General features: G+C 33.7%; 14 protein-coding genes. 7 read left to right on the forward strand and 7 right to left on the reverse strand.

The genetic code is table 11. The annotated features are described in order from the left end of the window. Positions 1–156 precede the first annotated feature (156 nt). From G7082_RS11930 to G7082_RS11950, 5 genes are all read right to left on the reverse strand, one after another. Positions 157–2,904 carry a polysaccharide deacetylase family protein gene (locus G7082_RS11930; RefSeq protein WP_166035272.1) on the reverse strand — a complete coding sequence of 916 codons (2,748 nt, stop codon included), beginning with the start codon at positions 2,902–2,904 and terminating at the stop codon, positions 157–159. A 98-nt stretch (positions 2,905–3,002) separates the two neighbouring features. After that, positions 3,003–3,635: a glycerol-3-phosphate 1-O-acyltransferase PlsY gene (plsY, locus tag G7082_RS11935; protein ID WP_166035273.1), complete on the reverse strand. Its 633-nt coding sequence runs from the start codon at positions 3,633–3,635 to the stop codon at positions 3,003–3,005. A gap of 105 nt (positions 3,636–3,740) precedes the next feature. Continuing rightward, positions 3,741–3,911, reverse strand: a complete 171-nt coding sequence (locus G7082_RS11940) for a hypothetical protein (RefSeq protein WP_166035274.1) — start codon at positions 3,909–3,911, stop codon at positions 3,741–3,743. Further along, on the reverse strand, positions 3,911–4,492 hold the full coding sequence (locus G7082_RS11945) for a DUF1700 domain-containing protein (protein WP_166035275.1): 582 nt from the start codon (positions 4,490–4,492) through the stop codon (positions 3,911–3,913). The genes G7082_RS11940 and G7082_RS11945 overlap by 1 nt, the downstream gene beginning before the upstream one ends. After that, positions 4,489–4,803, reverse strand: a complete 315-nt coding sequence (locus tag G7082_RS11950; protein ID WP_166035276.1) for a PadR family transcriptional regulator — start codon at positions 4,801–4,803, stop codon at positions 4,489–4,491. The genes G7082_RS11945 and G7082_RS11950 overlap by 4 nt, the downstream gene beginning before the upstream one ends. 302 nt (positions 4,804–5,105) lie before the next feature. On the opposite strand from G7082_RS11950, the gene G7082_RS11955 reads away from it, so the two are divergent. The 5 genes from G7082_RS11955 to G7082_RS11975 all read left to right on the forward strand — a co-directional run bounded on the left by G7082_RS11955 (position 5,106) and on the right by G7082_RS11975 (position 10,186). After that, entirely contained in the window at positions 5,106–6,155 is a 1,050-nt protein-coding gene (locus G7082_RS11955; RefSeq protein WP_166035277.1) for a phosphate/phosphite/phosphonate ABC transporter substrate-binding protein, read from the forward strand. Between the two features lie 78 nt (positions 6,156–6,233). Beyond that, positions 6,234–6,986 (forward strand): phosphonate ABC transporter ATP-binding protein, encoded by a 753-nt coding sequence (phnC, locus tag G7082_RS11960; protein ID WP_166035278.1) that lies wholly within the window; start codon positions 6,234–6,236, stop codon positions 6,984–6,986. Next, complete coding sequence (gene phnE, locus G7082_RS11965; RefSeq protein ID WP_202983106.1) at positions 6,986–7,801, forward strand: phosphonate ABC transporter, permease protein PhnE; 816 nt, start codon at positions 6,986–6,988, stop codon at positions 7,799–7,801. The genes phnC and phnE (G7082_RS11965) overlap by 1 nt, the downstream gene beginning before the upstream one ends. A 15-nt stretch (positions 7,802–7,816) precedes the next feature. Continuing rightward, on the forward strand, positions 7,817–8,626 hold the full coding sequence (gene phnE, locus G7082_RS11970; protein WP_166035279.1) for a phosphonate ABC transporter, permease protein PhnE: 810 nt from the start codon (positions 7,817–7,819) through the stop codon (positions 8,624–8,626). Positions 8,627–8,638: 12 nt separating this feature from the next. Beyond that, entirely contained in the window at positions 8,639–10,186 is a 1,548-nt protein-coding gene (locus G7082_RS11975) for a bifunctional metallophosphatase/5'-nucleotidase (protein WP_166035280.1), read from the forward strand. A gap of 53 nt (positions 10,187–10,239) precedes the next feature. Here the strand turns inward: G7082_RS11975 and G7082_RS11980 are convergent, their stop codons facing one another. Then, complete coding sequence (locus G7082_RS11980; RefSeq protein WP_166035281.1) at positions 10,240–11,484, reverse strand: MFS transporter; 1,245 nt, start codon at positions 11,482–11,484, stop codon at positions 10,240–10,242. Positions 11,485–11,784: 300 nt separating this feature from the next. Here G7082_RS11980 and parE point away from each other — a divergent pair, with 300 nt between their 5' ends. Together parE and parC are read left to right on the forward strand one after the other, a co-directional pair. Next, positions 11,785–13,788 (forward strand): DNA topoisomerase IV subunit B, encoded by a 2,004-nt coding sequence (gene parE / locus G7082_RS11985; RefSeq protein WP_166035282.1) that lies wholly within the window; start codon positions 11,785–11,787, stop codon positions 13,786–13,788. A gap of 30 nt (positions 13,789–13,818) precedes the next feature. After that, the gene (parC, locus tag G7082_RS11990; protein WP_166035283.1) at positions 13,819–16,260 is read left to right on the forward strand and encodes a DNA topoisomerase IV subunit A; all 2,442 of its coding nucleotides are present in this window, start codon (positions 13,819–13,821) and stop codon (positions 16,258–16,260) included. 53 nt (positions 16,261–16,313) lie between these two features. Here parC and G7082_RS11995 read toward each other — a convergent pair whose 3' ends face one another. Beyond that, complete coding sequence (locus G7082_RS11995) at positions 16,314–16,898, reverse strand: histidine phosphatase family protein (protein ID WP_238842731.1); 585 nt, start codon at positions 16,896–16,898, stop codon at positions 16,314–16,316. Between the last annotated feature and the right edge of the window lie 117 nt (positions 16,899–17,015).

The following is a 17,015-nucleotide window of genomic DNA, read 5'->3' on the forward strand; positions in this document are numbered from 1 at the left end:
TAATGAAAATGTAAAAACTGTAGACTAACCATGGGGTCTACAGTTTTTTTGTGAGTTTTACAAACTTATAAAAATATTATGTAAACTATAAGGCGATAAAAAAGGAACTGTGATTTAAATAATCACAATTCCTAATAGTCAACTCTAAGAAAGCTTTTAATATTTAATACTATTTGTTTGGCTGAAATAACCATGTAAAGGTCTTTCTTGCATTTCATAAAGTTCATCAATTGTTACAAATGTATATCCTTTTCGACGTAAGTTATCAATCATTTCTGACACAGAATTAACTGAAGGTTGATGAATATCATGGAGTAAGATAATAGCTCCGTTATGAATGTTATTATTTACGATACTATTGATCATATAGGGATTTCTTGATTCCCAATCGCGAGTATCGATACTCCACATAATAGCAGGTTTTGAAACTAGGTTAGAAACGTAGTTATTAATCGCTCCGTAAGGTGGTCTAAATGTTTTTGGTAATTTACCAGTCGCATAATAGATTGCTTTATCGGTTTGACGCATTTGATTTTGGACTTGATACCCAGAAAGACTGGTTAATTGTGGATGAGAGTAGCTGTGGCTTCCAATTTGATGTCCCTCATTACTGACTCTTTTAGCCACTTTTGGGTTCGCATCGACACCATTTCCAACCATAAAGAAGCTAGCTTTTACATTTTTTGCTTTTAGAATATTTAATAATTGTGGTGTAGTAACAGGATTTGGACCGTCGTCAAAAGTTAGAGCAACGTATTTTTTATTTTTATTGAGTTTTGGAATCGCTCCTTTTATTTGATTTTCAGGTAATAGTCGATAATCAACTGCAGGAGCAATTTCTTTAGGTGTTAACTTAATTTCATCCATACCTAATCCACGACCATTTAACGAAACAACAAAATAATTATTTTTAAACTTGATTTGATTTCGACTAATCGTTGACATGCTTAAAACTTTGTCGATGATACTGCTTGGTCTAGAAGAATCATCTAGCACTTTTTGACAAACAATTTGATGAACTGCAAGTAAACTTTCTGTATTTGGGATGAGTTTATTCATATCATAGTTTTGGGCGGCATCTGCATTAATGTAGCCAATCCATTTGTTTTTGTTATAAATAGAATAGTAGCTCGAACCATTATAATGATAGTAAACGCCACGTGCTTTGAAAGTTTTACCTTTAACATTATCAGTTGTATTTTTTTTGCTCCAGTTAAAGTCACGCCACACAGGATAATTACTATTTGAAAAAGTGACATCCTCCCATAAAGAGTGATAAATTCCTTGTGCTCCCTCAGCAAGGGTGACACCGTTCTTATTTACATAACCTAGCCATTGATTTTTATTGTTAAAAAGAGAGTAATAGGTACTGCCATTGTAATGCTGATAAACCCCTTTAGCATATACTGTTTGATTGTGATAATTACTAGTGGTACTCTTTTTATTCCAAGAAAAATTCTGCCAAAGATCATAATTCCTTGTTGTAACAGATACATATTTATTTAATTTTTGATAACTACCTTCTGGTGAGTCAGTAATACTTCCGCCAGTTTCATTTAGATAACCTAACCATTTACCTTTGTTGTCATAAACGCTTAGATATTTATTACCATTAAAGTGATAATAAATTCCTCTTGCTTTGTAAGTTTTACCATAGTAATTAGAACTATGACCCCGTTTATCCCAACCAAAGCTATTCCACAGGTCGTAATTTTTACTTTTAATGGTGATGTACTTATTAAAAGAATGATAACTACCTTGAGGTCCATTTGCTAGGGTAGTTCCTTTTTCGTTGACATATCCTAACCAACGATCGTTATTGTCATAGACAGACAAGTAACGTTCACCGTTAAAATGATGATAGATACCTTTAGCGATAAGTGTTTGTTTCATGTATTTATCTGTTTTAGATTTAGGTGTCCAACTAAAATTTTGCCATAAATCATAGTTTTTCTTTGTTAAAGTGATGTATTTACCATAAGCCGTGTAATTACCTTGTTTGCCTACTGCATTAACAGTATTTTCTTGTTTAATATAACCAATCCATTTTTCGTTTTGATCAAAAACTGAAAGGTAGTTAATTCCATTAGAATGATAATAAATTCCTTTAGCATGGAGTGTTTTATTTAAATAGTTAGATGTGTTATTTTTTTTAACAAAATCAAAATTTTGATAAATATCTTGTTTATCTTTAATAATATTGATGTAATTATCATATTTTTGGTAATTACCCTGTGGATTATCAGAAACGCTTACATCATCTTTATTAATAAACCCAATAAATTCAGTTTTATTTTTAAATATTGATAAATAAGTGATACCATTAATAACAAGTTCTTCTTGGATTGAGAAAGTTTTTTGTGTGGTTAATTCTGAAGGAAGCTCCTCAGTAAGTTTAGTGTTTTTAAAGACTTTTATGGCATTTGAAATAGTTGCAAAACTGTTCGATTCAGTTCTTTGGACATTTTTTTGATTGATGTAACCAGAAATGCCATTTGGTGCTTCAAAGTGAAAATAGATGTCGTTGTTTAAAGACTCAAATTCTTTATCTAGTTTAAGAATTTGATTAACTAGTAATTCTGAACTTTTTTCATTTTGGTTAGACTCTAAATCTTGAATTGATTCAAAATAAAATTGACTCTTATCCAATAAAACACCATATTTTTCAGGACTAAGATCAATTTCTTTAAAAGATTCTTTGTCTTGAACCTTTGTCTCAATTGTTTGATTAGTACTTGTTGAGTCAGAAGTCTGTGATATTGTACTATTAGTAACCTCTGTTGATTCTGATGTTCCTAAAATAGAATCAGTTGTTGAAGATTCTATAGTAGTAGCGCTTGAACTTACAGCACCTAACCCTAGCGACGCGCTTGTTAAAAGTAAAGCAACCCATTTTTTTTCCATTTTTACAACCTCCTATATAATTACTATTATAACAATAATTGAGTAAAAGAGTAGGGAGTCTATCATATAAATCAGAAATAAAAAAAGAGCCTAAGCTCTTATTTTTTTTCTGATTTATTTAATCCAAAAGGGACACGACTTTCAGTGCCATCTTTGATTCGCTTGATGTTATCACGGTGTCTAATAATAATAAATAATGTAATAGACGTTGCCAAAATCGTTAACAACCAATCTTGATTAGTTAAAATAACCGGAAAGAAAATTGGTAATAAAATAGTTGATAATGTAATTAGTAAAGCACTAAGCATACTTGTCAGACTAACCATACTTGTTAAAAATAAAAGAATCACAAAAATACTTGCTGAATAAGCAAAGAATAGTGGGCTATAGGCAAGTAACATACCAGCACTGGTTGCCACAGCTTTACCACCCTTAAATTTACCGAAGATAGGGAATGTATGTCCTAATATAGCAGCAACACCAAACCATAAAGGGTTAAGCGGTAGATTAAAAATAATAGGCAGAGAAGTAGCCAAAGTTCCTTTTAAAATATCCATGAATAAAACAACTGTCCCAGCTTTTTTACCTAGAACACGAAATGTATTAGTTGTCCCTGTATTGCCACTACCAAAATTTCTAATATCTTTTTTATAAAATAATTGTCCAATCCAAACACCAGATTGTAGTGAGCCTAAAAGATAAGCAATCACTAAAAATAATACTTCTTTCAACAAAAAAACCTCCTTAGGTTAAAAGTAATTTTACCATGAAAGGTTTATTGCTACAATAGAATCGATTAAAGAAAAACCGAATAACAAGCGTGATTTTTTGTCTATTTAATCTTTAGGAATTGAGATGACTTGATACCACTTTTTATGATCTGTTTGATATTTTTCATAATCCATACCAGACATTGAAAAACCTAGGGCGGCAATCACAAATCCAATTACCATCATACTGATACTGATCCAAATAATTTTTTTACCAATTTCTTTTGAATAATTCATTAGAATATTCTTCCTCTCTGACTAAAAATTTTTGTTAGGGGTGTTGTTAGTTTTTTGACTAAAGATGAGATAACTTGCGTAGACGATGTCGTTCCAATTAAACAAAGTAATCCTAAACCAGATGCGAAGACTCCCACTCCTAATTGTGTCACTATATAATAGAAGCTACTGTTAAAAGTTGCCCCAACTAAACTGACAATGCCCGTGACTAAGAAGGCAAAGCTTAAAGAACCTAAAATAAGAGGCAAACACCACAGGATAATAATTCCAGATAAAAGCAATAAAATAATGGATAGTAAAATCGATAACCACAGTGGTGAACCAACAATTAATAAAAACCAAATTAACGGGCTTTTTTGCTTCTCTGATCTGAGCTCTACAGAACTGACGTTGTTGCCTGCAATTGACAATACGAGATCTTCCATAGATCCTAGCTTAGCGACAGCTTCTTCTTCGCTGACGCCATCTTCAACGTAATCCGCAATAATTTCTTGATAGTAATTGATATGGGTTTCTGTATCAAGCACATTCCTCTTGACTAACTCACGTCTTAATCGTGTAATAAATTCTTTTTGGTTCATAATTCATTCGCTCCTTTTATATAGTTGTAAACTTTTTCGATTTCATGCCATTCATCATTGAATGACATTAATTTTTCACTGCCCTTAGGTGTGATTTTGTAATACTTTCTTAAACGTCCGTTATGCTCTACAGAATATGAGGACACAAAAGCATTGGTTTCTAATCTTTTTAAAATAGGGTACAGCGTTGATTCTGAAATCTCGAGTATGGGTGTCATTTTTTTTATAATCATGTACCCATACGAATCTTCTTCTTTAAGCACTGCAAGAACGCAGTAGTCGAGTAAACCGCGACGTAATTGAATATCCAAAGTTATATCCCTCCTGACACCTTATACTATACGACACGATGTATAGTGTGTCAACGAGTATTAATAGAAATCAGTCTAAAGTCTTATGTGTACTAAAAAACCGTTATATTGTGAAGAAAATTAGTATTTAATGAGTGTTGTTAAAGCTTTTCTCCTTCAATTTTTATAAACTATTAATAATAGGTATTATAAATGTAAAATATCAGTTTAAATTTTGTAATCCATAGAATTAAAGAATAACAGGTGATATACTCAATGCAGTACAGGATGTACACAATAAAGCATTTTAGGGGGAAAAATAATTGTTTAAGAAGGTATTTAAGTATGCTGGTGTTTTAGCGTTAGTGGTAACATTAACAGCTTGTGGTGGCAAATCAGACGGAGATAAAAAGAATGCAGATGGCTCAAAAACGATTGATAAATTATCAGTTGGGTTTGTTCCTTCACGTGATCCAGAAGAAATTGTTTCTGCAACAGATCCTTTAAAGAACTTGTTACAAGATGAGTTAAAAAAAGAAGGTTATGATGTTAAAAACATTGATATTACAGTAGGTACTAACTTTGAAGCTGTAGGTGAATCTTTATCATCAGGTACACTTGATGTAGGATTTATTCCTGGTGGAACATATGTTTTATATGATGATGGCGCTGAAGTATTATTAACAGCAACTCGTGCGGGTCTTTCAATTGATTCTGATAAAGCAAAAGATTGGAACGACAACAAACCAACAAAACCAACAGACAAACAAGCTGAATCTTACCGTGCACTTATGATCGCTGGACCATCTTCAAAAGGTCAAGCATTAGCTAAAAAAGTCAACGAAGGTAAAGAATTATCTTGGGATGATTTAAATGGCGCTTCATGGAGTGTAATGAGTTCATCTTCACCAGCTGGATATATCTATCCAAGTTTATGGTTAAAAGAAAACTATGATAAAAACTTATCTGAGTTAAAAAATATTGTTCAATCTGATTCTTACGGTAGTGCCTTTGCTCGTTTGGCTTCAGGTCAGGTAGATGTGGTCTTAGCTTATGCTGATGCTCGTCGTGACTTCGAGAAAAATTGGACAAAAGAATACAACCGTGAAAAAGGTATCTGGGATGAAACAAACGTTATTGGTGTAACACCAGCAATTTATAACGATACTATTTCAGTAAGCAAAAACTCTAAAGTGGTTGACGAAGATTTGAAAAAAGCTTTACAAAAAGCCTTTATTAACATTGGTAAAACAGAAGAAGGTAAAAAAGTTATTTCAATCTACAGTCATGAAGGGTACAAAGAATCAACATCTAAGGATTATGACAATGAACGTAAAGCTCAAAAAATGATCCAAGAATCAACTAAAAAATAAATCCTCTTTCAATAAGAGATAAATAAACTGTGGCTATCCTAAAAAATAGCGACAGTTTATTTTTAAGAAAGGAATATTATGATTAAATTTGATAAAGTCCAAAAGAAATATCCGAATGGTTATGTTGGGCTAAAAGACATTGATTTAGAAATTGAACAAGGTGAGTTTGTTGCGATTATCGGTTTATCTGGTGCAGGGAAATCAACTTTGATTCGTTGTATTAACCGAATGCATGATATCACTGATGGGTCGTTAATGGTTAACGGAACAGACGTTAAAAACATTAAAGGAAAAGAAGTTCGTGAGTTTAGAAAAACTATTGGGATGATTTTCCAATCCTTCAACTTAATTACTAGAGCCACAGTGTTAAAAAATGTATTAATCTCTGCAGTTCCTGAATTATCTTGGTGGAGAAGAATATTAGGTGTCTTCCCAGAAGAAGCAAAAATTACAGCTTTAGAAAGTTTAGATAATGTTGGTATCTTAGATAAAGCTTATATTCGTGTGGATCAATTATCAGGTGGGCAACAACAACGTGTGGCTTTAGCTAGAACATTGGCTAAAAAGCCTGAAGTTATCTTGGCAGATGAGCCAGTAGCAGCTCTTGATCCAGTGACAGCAAAAGTGGTAATGGATGATTTTAAACGAATTAACAAGGATTTAAATATCTCCGTATTAATTAACATTCACCACGTTGATTTAGCTTTAGAATATGCTGATCGCGTGATTGGAATTCGTAAAGGTGAAATTGTCTATGATGGCCCTTCAGAAAAAGTAACTCAAGAGGTTTTAGATGAAATTTACTTGAAAGACGAACAGGAAGGTAACTAATGATGAAATCACTATTGAAAGGAAAGACGATTACTTTAAGTAATGGTAAAACTGTGGTGGAAAAACCATCATCAACGCCATTTGTCGTTTTAGTACTATTTATTTTTACTGTTATTGCGATGAGAGTCACTAAGTTTGATTTTTATGCGCTGATGACTCGTGGGGATCAATTTTTTGTAATTTTAAAGGGAATGTTTCCGCCAGACTTATCATTTTTAGATCGCGTGTGGGCACCGCTTTTTGACACGATTAAAATGTCTCTTTTAGGTTCTTTAGTTGGGGCAATTGTTTCGATTCCTTTAGCTCTTTTAGCGTCATCAAACATTGTCCATAATCGTGTGATTACAGGATTTTTTAAATTATTATTTAGTATCTTAAGAACATTACCAACGATTGTTACAGCACTTATCGCTACCTTTATTTTTGGTTTAGGCACTATGGCAGGGACTTTAGCTATTTTCATCTTTACAGTAGCTTATGTCGGGAAATTAACTTATGAGCAAATTGAATCCTTAGACATGTCAACGTTTGAAGCCCTTGAATCAATGGGAATGACTCGTTTTCAAGCGTTTCGCTATGCAGTAGTTCCTGAAATTTTACCAACATTTTTATCAACGACTCTTTTTAACTTTGAAGGTAATTTAAGATACGCTTCAATTTTAGGATATGTTGGTGCTGGTGGGTTAGGTATCATCTTAAACGAGCAATTAGGTTGGCGTGAATATGCTAATGTTGGAACAATTTTATTAGTATTGGTTTTAACTGTGGCTATCATTGAGACAATCAGTGAATATGCCCGTAAAAAGTTACAGTAGATAAAGGAGAAAATAATGAATCAAGCAATAGAAGCAAAATTAAGACAAGAACCTTCTAAAAAAATGCAATATTTGTTGTTAACAACGATCATTGTAGGCTCTTTTATTTGGTCGCTTTCAGCTATCGAATTTAATGCAGTAGATGAAGGTGGTTGGAAAATTGCGAGTAAGATTATTCAAGGGATTTTGACTCCTGACATGGACTTACTATGGAATTTTACGAACCAAGGTGTATTTTACTTATTATTTGAAACAATTTGTATCGCATTTATTGGAACAATCTTTGGCGCAATTTTATCTATCCCGGTGGCCTTTTTAATGGCACCTAGTATTGTTCCTAAACCAGTTTACTTAGTGATGCGTTTCTTAGTTATCGTGATTAGAACTGTACCAGCCTTAGTTTACGGATTGATGTTTGTTCGTGTCACAGGTCCTGGACCTTTTGCTGGGGCGATGACCATGTCACTGACATCAATTGGGATGGTCTCAAAACTTTATGTGGATATTATTGAAGACATTGATCACGGTGTTCTTGAAGCAATGGATTCAATGGGATGTACGACGTTTGAGAAAATTCGTTTTGGAATTATTCCTCAATTAATCGCTAATTTTGCATCAATTACGATTTATCGTTTTGATATGAACTTAAGAGATGCAACAATTCTTGGTTTAGTTGGAGCTGGTGGTATTGGTTCACCATTAATCTTTGCAATGAACTCATATCGTTGGAACCAAGTAGGCTCAATTTTAATTGGCTTAATTGTCCTAATTTTAATTGTGGAAGTTGTTTCAAATAAATTAAGAAGTAAATTAGTCAACGGATAAGGGGAGAGTTTAATGGAGTTAACACTATTATCGACAAGCGACACTCACGGGTTTTTATATCCAACCGATTTTAGAAAAAGAAATCAGTCATTAGATTTTGGTTTAACAAAAGTCAAAGAACAGATCAAGAAAATAGAAAAAACGGTCCAAGGTTCTTTAATCAAGATCGACAATGGTGATTTCTTACAAGGTTCACCACTTAGTTATTTTCTAGCTAAAAATCCAAGTGCAGGTTCAATGGCTGATGTGATGAATGAAATGGGTTATGACTGCGGTGTGTTAGGAAATCATGAGTTTAACTATGGGATTGAATTTTTAGAAGAAACTATTAGTAAATTAAATTACCCAATCATTTGTGCCAATATTTTAAAAGCAAATGGTGATTTTTTAACAAATTGTCCTTATGTTGTGATTGAACGTGAAGGTGTGAAAATCGCTGTTTTAGGTTTAACCACTCAGTATATTCCTAATTGGGAACAACCTAAAACAGTTGAAGGGTTGGTTTTTAAATCAGCTTTAGAAACAGCAAAAGAATTTGTTCCAAAGTTAAAAGAAGAAGCAGATATCGTCATTGTTAGTTACCATGGTGGTTTTGAGCGTGATTTAGAAACAGGTGAACCCACAGAGGTCTTAACTGGTGAAAATGAAGGTTATGCTCTTCTTCATGAAGTTGAGGGCATTGATTGTTTACTGACAGGGCATCAACACCGTGTGATTAGTTTGAACGATGGTCCTTGTCCAGTAACTCAACCAGGAGACAAAGGTCGATATTTAGGTAGAGTAGACCTCGATTTTGATGAAGTCACTAAGAAAATAAAAAAATCCCAAGCTAGTTTGATTGAAATTAATCAAGAGGTTGAAAATCAAGTGCTACATGAGAAATTCTTACCCTTGTTAAATCAAGTAGAAGATTGGTTAGATCAACCCCAAGGGAAAGTCGAGGGGGATATGACTATTACTGATCCGATGAAAGTCAGAGAATTTAGTCATCCTTATATTGAATTTATTCAAGACGTTCAAAAGGAAGTGACAGGAGTTGCGATTTCTGGGACAGCTCTTTTTGATAATAATGGAACAGGTTTTGGTGAAAGTATTAGTATGCGTGACATTGTGACGAACTATATTTATCCTAATACTGTGGCGGTCTTAGACATCTCTGGTGCCGATTTAAAGGTGGCGTTGGAAAGATGTGCTAGTTACTTTGATACAGATCAAGAGAATCAGTTATGTGTAAGTAAAGAGTTCTTAGAACCTAAAGTGGAGCATTATAATTATGATTTATATAGCGGCATAGACTATACGTTCGATATAAGGAAAGAAAAAGGTCAACGTGTGGTTGAATTAAAAATAGACGATAAAGAAATACAAGATGATGAAAGATTAGAAGTTGTCATGAATCAATACCGGGCAGTTGGTGGCGGTGATTATGGTATGTTCGGACCTGAAAAGATTGTGCGAGAAGTGACGATTGATATGACAGAGTTAATTTCAGGCTATTTAGAAAAACATCCTACAATTATGGCTAAACAACCTAGTAACTTTCATCTGATTAAAACATAAAATAAAGACACCTCAGAGACTAGAATGAAAATCTCTGAGGTGTCTTTTAAAATTTAAATTGATTCATTTTGAGAGGGGATTTTAACAAAAATTAAGCTCGCTGCTGTTAATAAGCCTAAACAAAGGAAGTAGATAAAAGCAGTTAAAAATGTTTCACTTGATTCGACTAAAAAACCGATGACAAGTTGAACAACAGCACCACCAATAATACCACCTGTTGCAATGGTTGAGTAACTCGGTGCGAAGACTTCGCCACTAAACATTTTCATAGGAATGGCCATTAAGGTAACAAAACCTAACGTTAAGAATAACGTAGCAAAACCAAGGACTAAAATAAAGTTAATTGGTTTGTAAACAAAATAAGAAGCAAAAGCAAGAATGGAGCCAATACTTGAAGTAACCATAATGACTTTTTTATCTTGATTACGGAAAAACTTCCCAACAATATAACTACCACCGATTGCTCCTGTTAGGGCGAAGACACCAACAGCTGAACTAATCATGCCAGACTGAGGCAAAGTAATTCCTCGGTAAGAAACTAAAAATGTTGGTAACCAATTGTTTAATCCGTACAATAAACTATTAATAAAGAATGCCGCAAAAAATAGGAACCAAATTGTTGGGTTTTTCCAAACTGAAAGAATCGGTATTTTTTTTGCTGTAGATGCTGATTGTTTTTGATTTTTATCTTTTTTAGGAATAGAAGATGAAATGATAAAAGCAATGACTAAGGAAACAATGGTCAGTAAAGTATAAGCAAAACGCCAGCCTTTCATTTCAATTAGTGGAGACAATAGAATAGGTCCAATCACACCAGCAAATCCTGAAGACGAAATAAGTATTCCTTTAGCGAATGTCCGTCGTTCCACAGGGAAATTATCAATCACTTCTTTACTAGAAGCAGAAGCATAACCAGAGTGAGCAAACATGCCAGAGAGTAATCTCACGGCAATTAACATCTGAATACTTTGGCTTAGACCGAAAATAAAATCAAATATACCGATAAGAATTACTGAAAAAATGACCACAGATCGAGCGCCAAACTTGTTAATCGCAAAACTCATTGGGATTTGCATCAAAGCATAACCAATAAAAAAAGCACTTAAAATAAGTCCCTTGGTACTTTCAGTCATTGGGATGTCTTTACTAATAGAAACAATTGAGATACCAACAGATAATTTATCAATATAAACCATGGAATATCCTAAAAATAAGGAACCTAATAAAACATTTAAATTAACGGGTTTCTTTTCTTGATACACATAATCACCCTTTCTAATATAACTGTAAACAGCCATCTCCTTAAATATACACTTAAAAAGGAAACTAGGAAAGCCTTTTTTTAGTCAGTGTCAGATATTTAATGACTGCTATAAAAGAGTTTTTGATTAAAATTAACTCGCAAAGCTTTGCAACTTTCCAAAATTTATTATAGAATAAGGAAGTAGACGAAATGAAAAGGTTAAGCCAACTTGTCATCAAGTTGTTTTTTTTTGTTCTGAAAAATTGCTTTATCTTGAAATCATTTTGAAGTACTATATATAAAGTGATAAGATGCTTTTTAGCATTGACTTAAATGATGTAAAGGAGTTTTTTTTGTGTCAGATAAAATTGAAAGACAATATGACGATACGTCGATTCAGGTTCTAGAAGGTCTTGAAGCAGTAAGAAAGAGACCGGGGATGTATATCGGTTCGACAGATTCTAAAGGATTACATCATTTAGTATTTGAAATCTTTGATAATGCAGTGGATGAGGCATTATCTGGTTACGGAAATGAAATTGATGTGACAATACATCAAGATAATAGTGTGAGTGTTCGAGATTATGGCCGCGGAATGCCAACAGGAATCCATGCATCTGGTAAACCAACTGTGGAAGTTATTTTTACAGTTCTTCATGCCGGTGGGAAATTCGGTCAAGGTGGCTATAAAACATCAGGAGGACTTCACGGGGTAGGGGCAAGTGTGGTAAACGCCTTATCTAGTCATGTCCATGTAGAAACAGTTAAAAATGGCGAAGAAGTTCAGATAGACTTTAAAGATGGTGGACACACAGATGGTAAATTAAAACGAATTAAACCGTCTAAAAAGAAAAACGGGTCACTGATTACATTCAAACCAGATCCAACTATTTTTTCAACCACTGTTTTTTCTTATGATATCTTAGCGGAACGTTTAAGAGAATCTGCTTTCTTACTTAAAGGAATTAAAATCACCCTAACAGATGAACGTAATGATCAAGAAGAAGTTTTTCTTTTTGAGGATGGTATTAAAGAATTTATCGACTATTTAAATGAAGATAAAGATACGTTAACGCCAGTTATTTATTTTTCAGGTGAAAAAGAAGGTATAGAAGTTGAATTTTCATGTCAGTATAATGATGGCTATTCAGAAAATACTTTATCTTTCGTTAACAATGTAAGAACGAGAGATGGGGGAACCCACGAAGCTGGGATGAAAACAGCTTTAACTAAATCTTTTAATGAATATGCTAGAAAAGTGAGTTTATTAAAAGAAAAAGATAAAAACCTAGAAGGAACAGACTTTAGAGAAGGTCTTTCTGCAATTATATCAGTGAGAATCCCAGAAAATTTACTTCAATTTGAAGGGCAAACAAAAGGGAAACTAGGAACGCCATCAGCTCGTAACGTGGTTGATTCAGTAATTAGTGAGCAATTAGGTTTCTATTTACAAGAAAATAGTGAAATGTCACAGATGTTAATTAGAAAAGCGATTAAAGCTCGTGAAGCTCGTGAGGCAGCTAGAAAAGCTCGTGAAGATAGCCGTAATGGTAAGAAACGTCGTAAAGGCGAGTCTTTATTATCAGGTAAATTAACACCGGCTCAATCAAGAAATCCTAAGAAAAATGAATTATATTTAGTCGAAGGGGATTCTGCCGGAGGTTCAGCTAAACAAGGTCGTGATCGTAAATTCCAAGCGATTTTACCATTAAGAGGTAAGGTAATTAATACAGAAAAAGCGAAACTTCAAGATATTATGAAAAATGAAGAGATTAATACAATGATCTATACTATTGGTGCTGGAGTCGGTACTGATTTTGATATTGATGATTGTAACTACGATAAAGTCATTATTATGACCGATGCGGATACCGATGGGGCTCATATTCAAGTCTTACTATTAACTTTCTTCTATCGTTATATGAAACCTTTAGTTGAAGCTGGTAAAGTTTATATTGCTTTACCACCTTTATATAAGGTTCAAAAAGGAAATGGCAAGAAAGCTGTGATTGAATACGCTTGGACAGATGAAGAGTTGAAACAAGTGACGAGTAACATGGGTAAAGGCTATATGTTACAACGCTACAAAGGTTTAGGTGAGATGAACGCGGATCAGTTATGGGAAACAACAATGGACCCAGAAACAAGAACGTTGATTCAAGTGACAATTGAAGATGGGGCAAAAGCTGAACGTCGTGTAACGACACTAATGGGCGACAAAGTTGAACCTAGAAGACGCTGGATTGAAAAAAATGTTCAGTTCTCTCTAGATGAAGATGGTAGTATTTTAGAAGGATCAACTTCTTCAACACAAGAGCAAACGACTGACGAAGTATTTCAACAAGATAGTTTGTTTTAATCAACACAAAGTGAAGGAGAGAAAAGATAAATGAGTGAACGACATGGTATTCAAAAGTTAACTCTAGAAGAAATTATGGGTGATCGTTTTGGACGATACTCTAAATATATTATTCAAGACAGAGCATTACCTGATATTAGAGATGGATTAAAACCAGTACAACGCCGTATTTTATATTCAATGAACAAAGACGGCAATACATACGAAAAAGCTTTCCGTAAATCAGCTAAATCTGTGGGGAATATTATGGGTAATTACCATCCTCATGGGGATAGCAGTATTTATGAAGCAATGGTTCGTATGAGTCAAGATTGGAAGTTACGTAATCCTTTAATTGAAATGCACGGAAACAACGGGAGTATGGACGGAGATCCACCTGCTGCCATGCGTTATACGGAAGCGCGTCTTTCTGAATTAAGTGGGGAACTATTAACGGATATCGAAAAAGAGACCGTTGATTTTGTTTGGAACTTTGATGACACAGAAAAAGAACCAACTGTTTTACCAGCGAAATATCCAAATCTTTTAGTTAATGGTTCAACAGGGATTTCTGCAGGTTACGCGACAGAAATTCCAACTCATAATTTAGGAGAAATCATTGATGGAACAATTCATTTGATTGACCATCCTAATGCTTCTTTAGATAAATTAATGGAGTTTATTCCTGGACCAGATTTTCCAACAGGTGGGATTTTACAAGGGAAAAAAGAACTTAAAAAAGCGTATGAAACAGGTAAAGGAAAAGTTAACTTACGTTCTAAAACAAGTATCGAACCTTTAAAAGCTGGACGTGAACAAATCGTTATTACAGAAATTCCTTACGAAGTGAATAAAGCTGTTTTGGTTAAAAAAATGGATGAAATGCGTTTAAACCGTCGCTTAGAAGGTATATCTGAAGTTCGTGACGAAAGTGACCGTACAGGACTTAGAATCGTTGTGGAGCTTAAAAAAGAAGTGGATGCTACTGCAGTTTTGAACTTCTTATTTAAAAACACTGATTTACAAATTAACTATAACTTTAATATGGTAGCTATTAATAATTTACGCCCTGAACAAGTGGGATTACAAGCTATTTTAGGTGCTTATATTAGTCATAGAAAAACAGTTATTAGAAAACGCAGTGAGTTTGAACTGAAAAAAGCGAAGAATCGTCAACATATTGTGAGCGGTCTGATTAAAGCTTTATCTATTTTGGATCAAGTGATTGCGACAATTCGAGGTAGTAAAGATAAAAAAGATGCAAAAATGAATTTAGTGGCTTCTTATGCTTTTACAGAAGAACAAGCTGAAGCAATCGTATCATTACAACTTTACCGTTTAACGAATACAGATATCACCGCATTAGAGAAAGAAAACCAAGAATTAGCTGAATTAATTGAAAAATTAATGCAGATTTTAAATAATGAAAAAGAACTTCTTAATGTGATGAAATCTGAGTTAAGAGCAGTTAAAAAGCAATACCAAACACCAAGATTAACTAAACTTGAAGAAGAAATCGAAGAAATCACGATTGAAACGGCTGTTTTAATTCCTCAAGAAGATGTGATGGTAAGCATAACTAAAGAAGGCTATGCTAAACGTAGTAGTTTAAGATCATTTGGAGCATCAAAAGACGATGTTATTGAGATGAAAGAAACAGATAGCCTTGTCTTTAGTGGACAATTAAATACGCATAATCATCTGTTGATCGCAACGAATAAAGGAAATATGATTTACCGTCAAGTTCATGAATTAGCTGATAAAAAATGGAAAGATGTTGGTGAGCATTTCTCTCTAACTATCACATCATTAGATGCTAATGAAAGAATTATCGGTGTCTTCCCGTACACAGAAATCACAGAGAATCTTCAATTTGTCTTTGCGACGAAAGAAGGTATGATTAAACGAACTAATATGAGTGAGTTTAATGTTTGGAGAACGTATAAGAGTCGCCCGACTTTAGGCATGAAATTAAAAACAGAAACAGATGAAGTGATTGCAGTTGAACTGATTGATGGTATGCAAAGTAAAGATGTCTTATTAGTAACACATTTAGCCTTTGGTCTATATTATGACTTAGAGGAAGTTCCAGTTGTTGGAGCAAAAGCTTCAGGGGTTAAAGCTATTAACCTTAAAGATCAAGATTTTGTAGTCAACGGTTTAATTTTAGATAAAAATGAAAAATCAACCATTACTTTAGTGACTCAAAGAGGCTCAGTCAAACGAATGAAAGTCAATGAACTAAGTAAATTAGGTCGAGCAAAACGTGGCTTAATGGTGCTGCGTGAGTTGAAGAGTAATCCACACCGTGTCTTTGCTGTTGTGAAGAATGTTGAGAATCAATTAATTAATATCCAAACAGAATCAAATTCTGTTTATACAGTAGATTACAAGGATTTGGGAATCAATGACCGCCAATCTAACGGTTCATTTGTTAATGATGAAAAAGTAGATGGTTCTATAATTGAAGTAAGTACTAAAATTGTTGAGTAACTAAATTAATCCAAAAAGCGATTAACCATCAGATTTTATGGTTAATCGCTTTTTTAGTTTAGATGAGAATAATCGTGATTAATAATCTCTTTTAAAACAAACGCCGCGTCTTGAACCTCATATTTTAAAATAGAACAGTTTTTAATGCTAGATTCTCGCTTAACTGAACTAAAGGATTCCCAAACACGGTAAAAATTAGCAATAGCAGCATCGTGAGAAACAATTAGGATATGTTGGTTATGAGAAGAAAAAACGATATCTTGAATCGCTTTGTTAATTCTATCTGCTACGTGTTCTTGAGATTCACCGTTGAATTGAACAAAAAAATCATTGTATGGGAGGGGAGGATTAAGATGTTCGCCTTCCCCCTCATAGTCACCAAAATTCCATTCTCTTAAATTCTTATGTGTTTTAAAAGGAAGGTTGGAAATAAGTTGTAAGGTGTCAATTGCCCTCTCAGAAGTTGAAGTATGAGCTTCATCAAGTAAGATTTCGTTATCACGAAAATAATTTCCAGCAATTTTTGCTTGTTCGATCCCTAAGAGTGTCAACGGGGAGTCACAGAACCCTTGAATTTTATGCTGCAAGTTAAAGAGCGTTTGACCATGTCTGATAAGATAAATTGTCTTCATTGATATCCTCCTTTTTTTACTCTTTGAATAGTATAGACTAATTATTGAAAATAATTAGTGAAAAAAGTAGAAAACACGGCATAAAAATCACTCCTGTTATATGTCAGAAGGGACAGTTTAACG

Origin of the sequence: Vagococcus hydrophili (assembly GCF_011304195.1) — a bacterium.
GTDB lineage: Bacteria > Bacillota > Bacilli > Lactobacillales > Vagococcaceae > Vagococcus > Vagococcus hydrophili.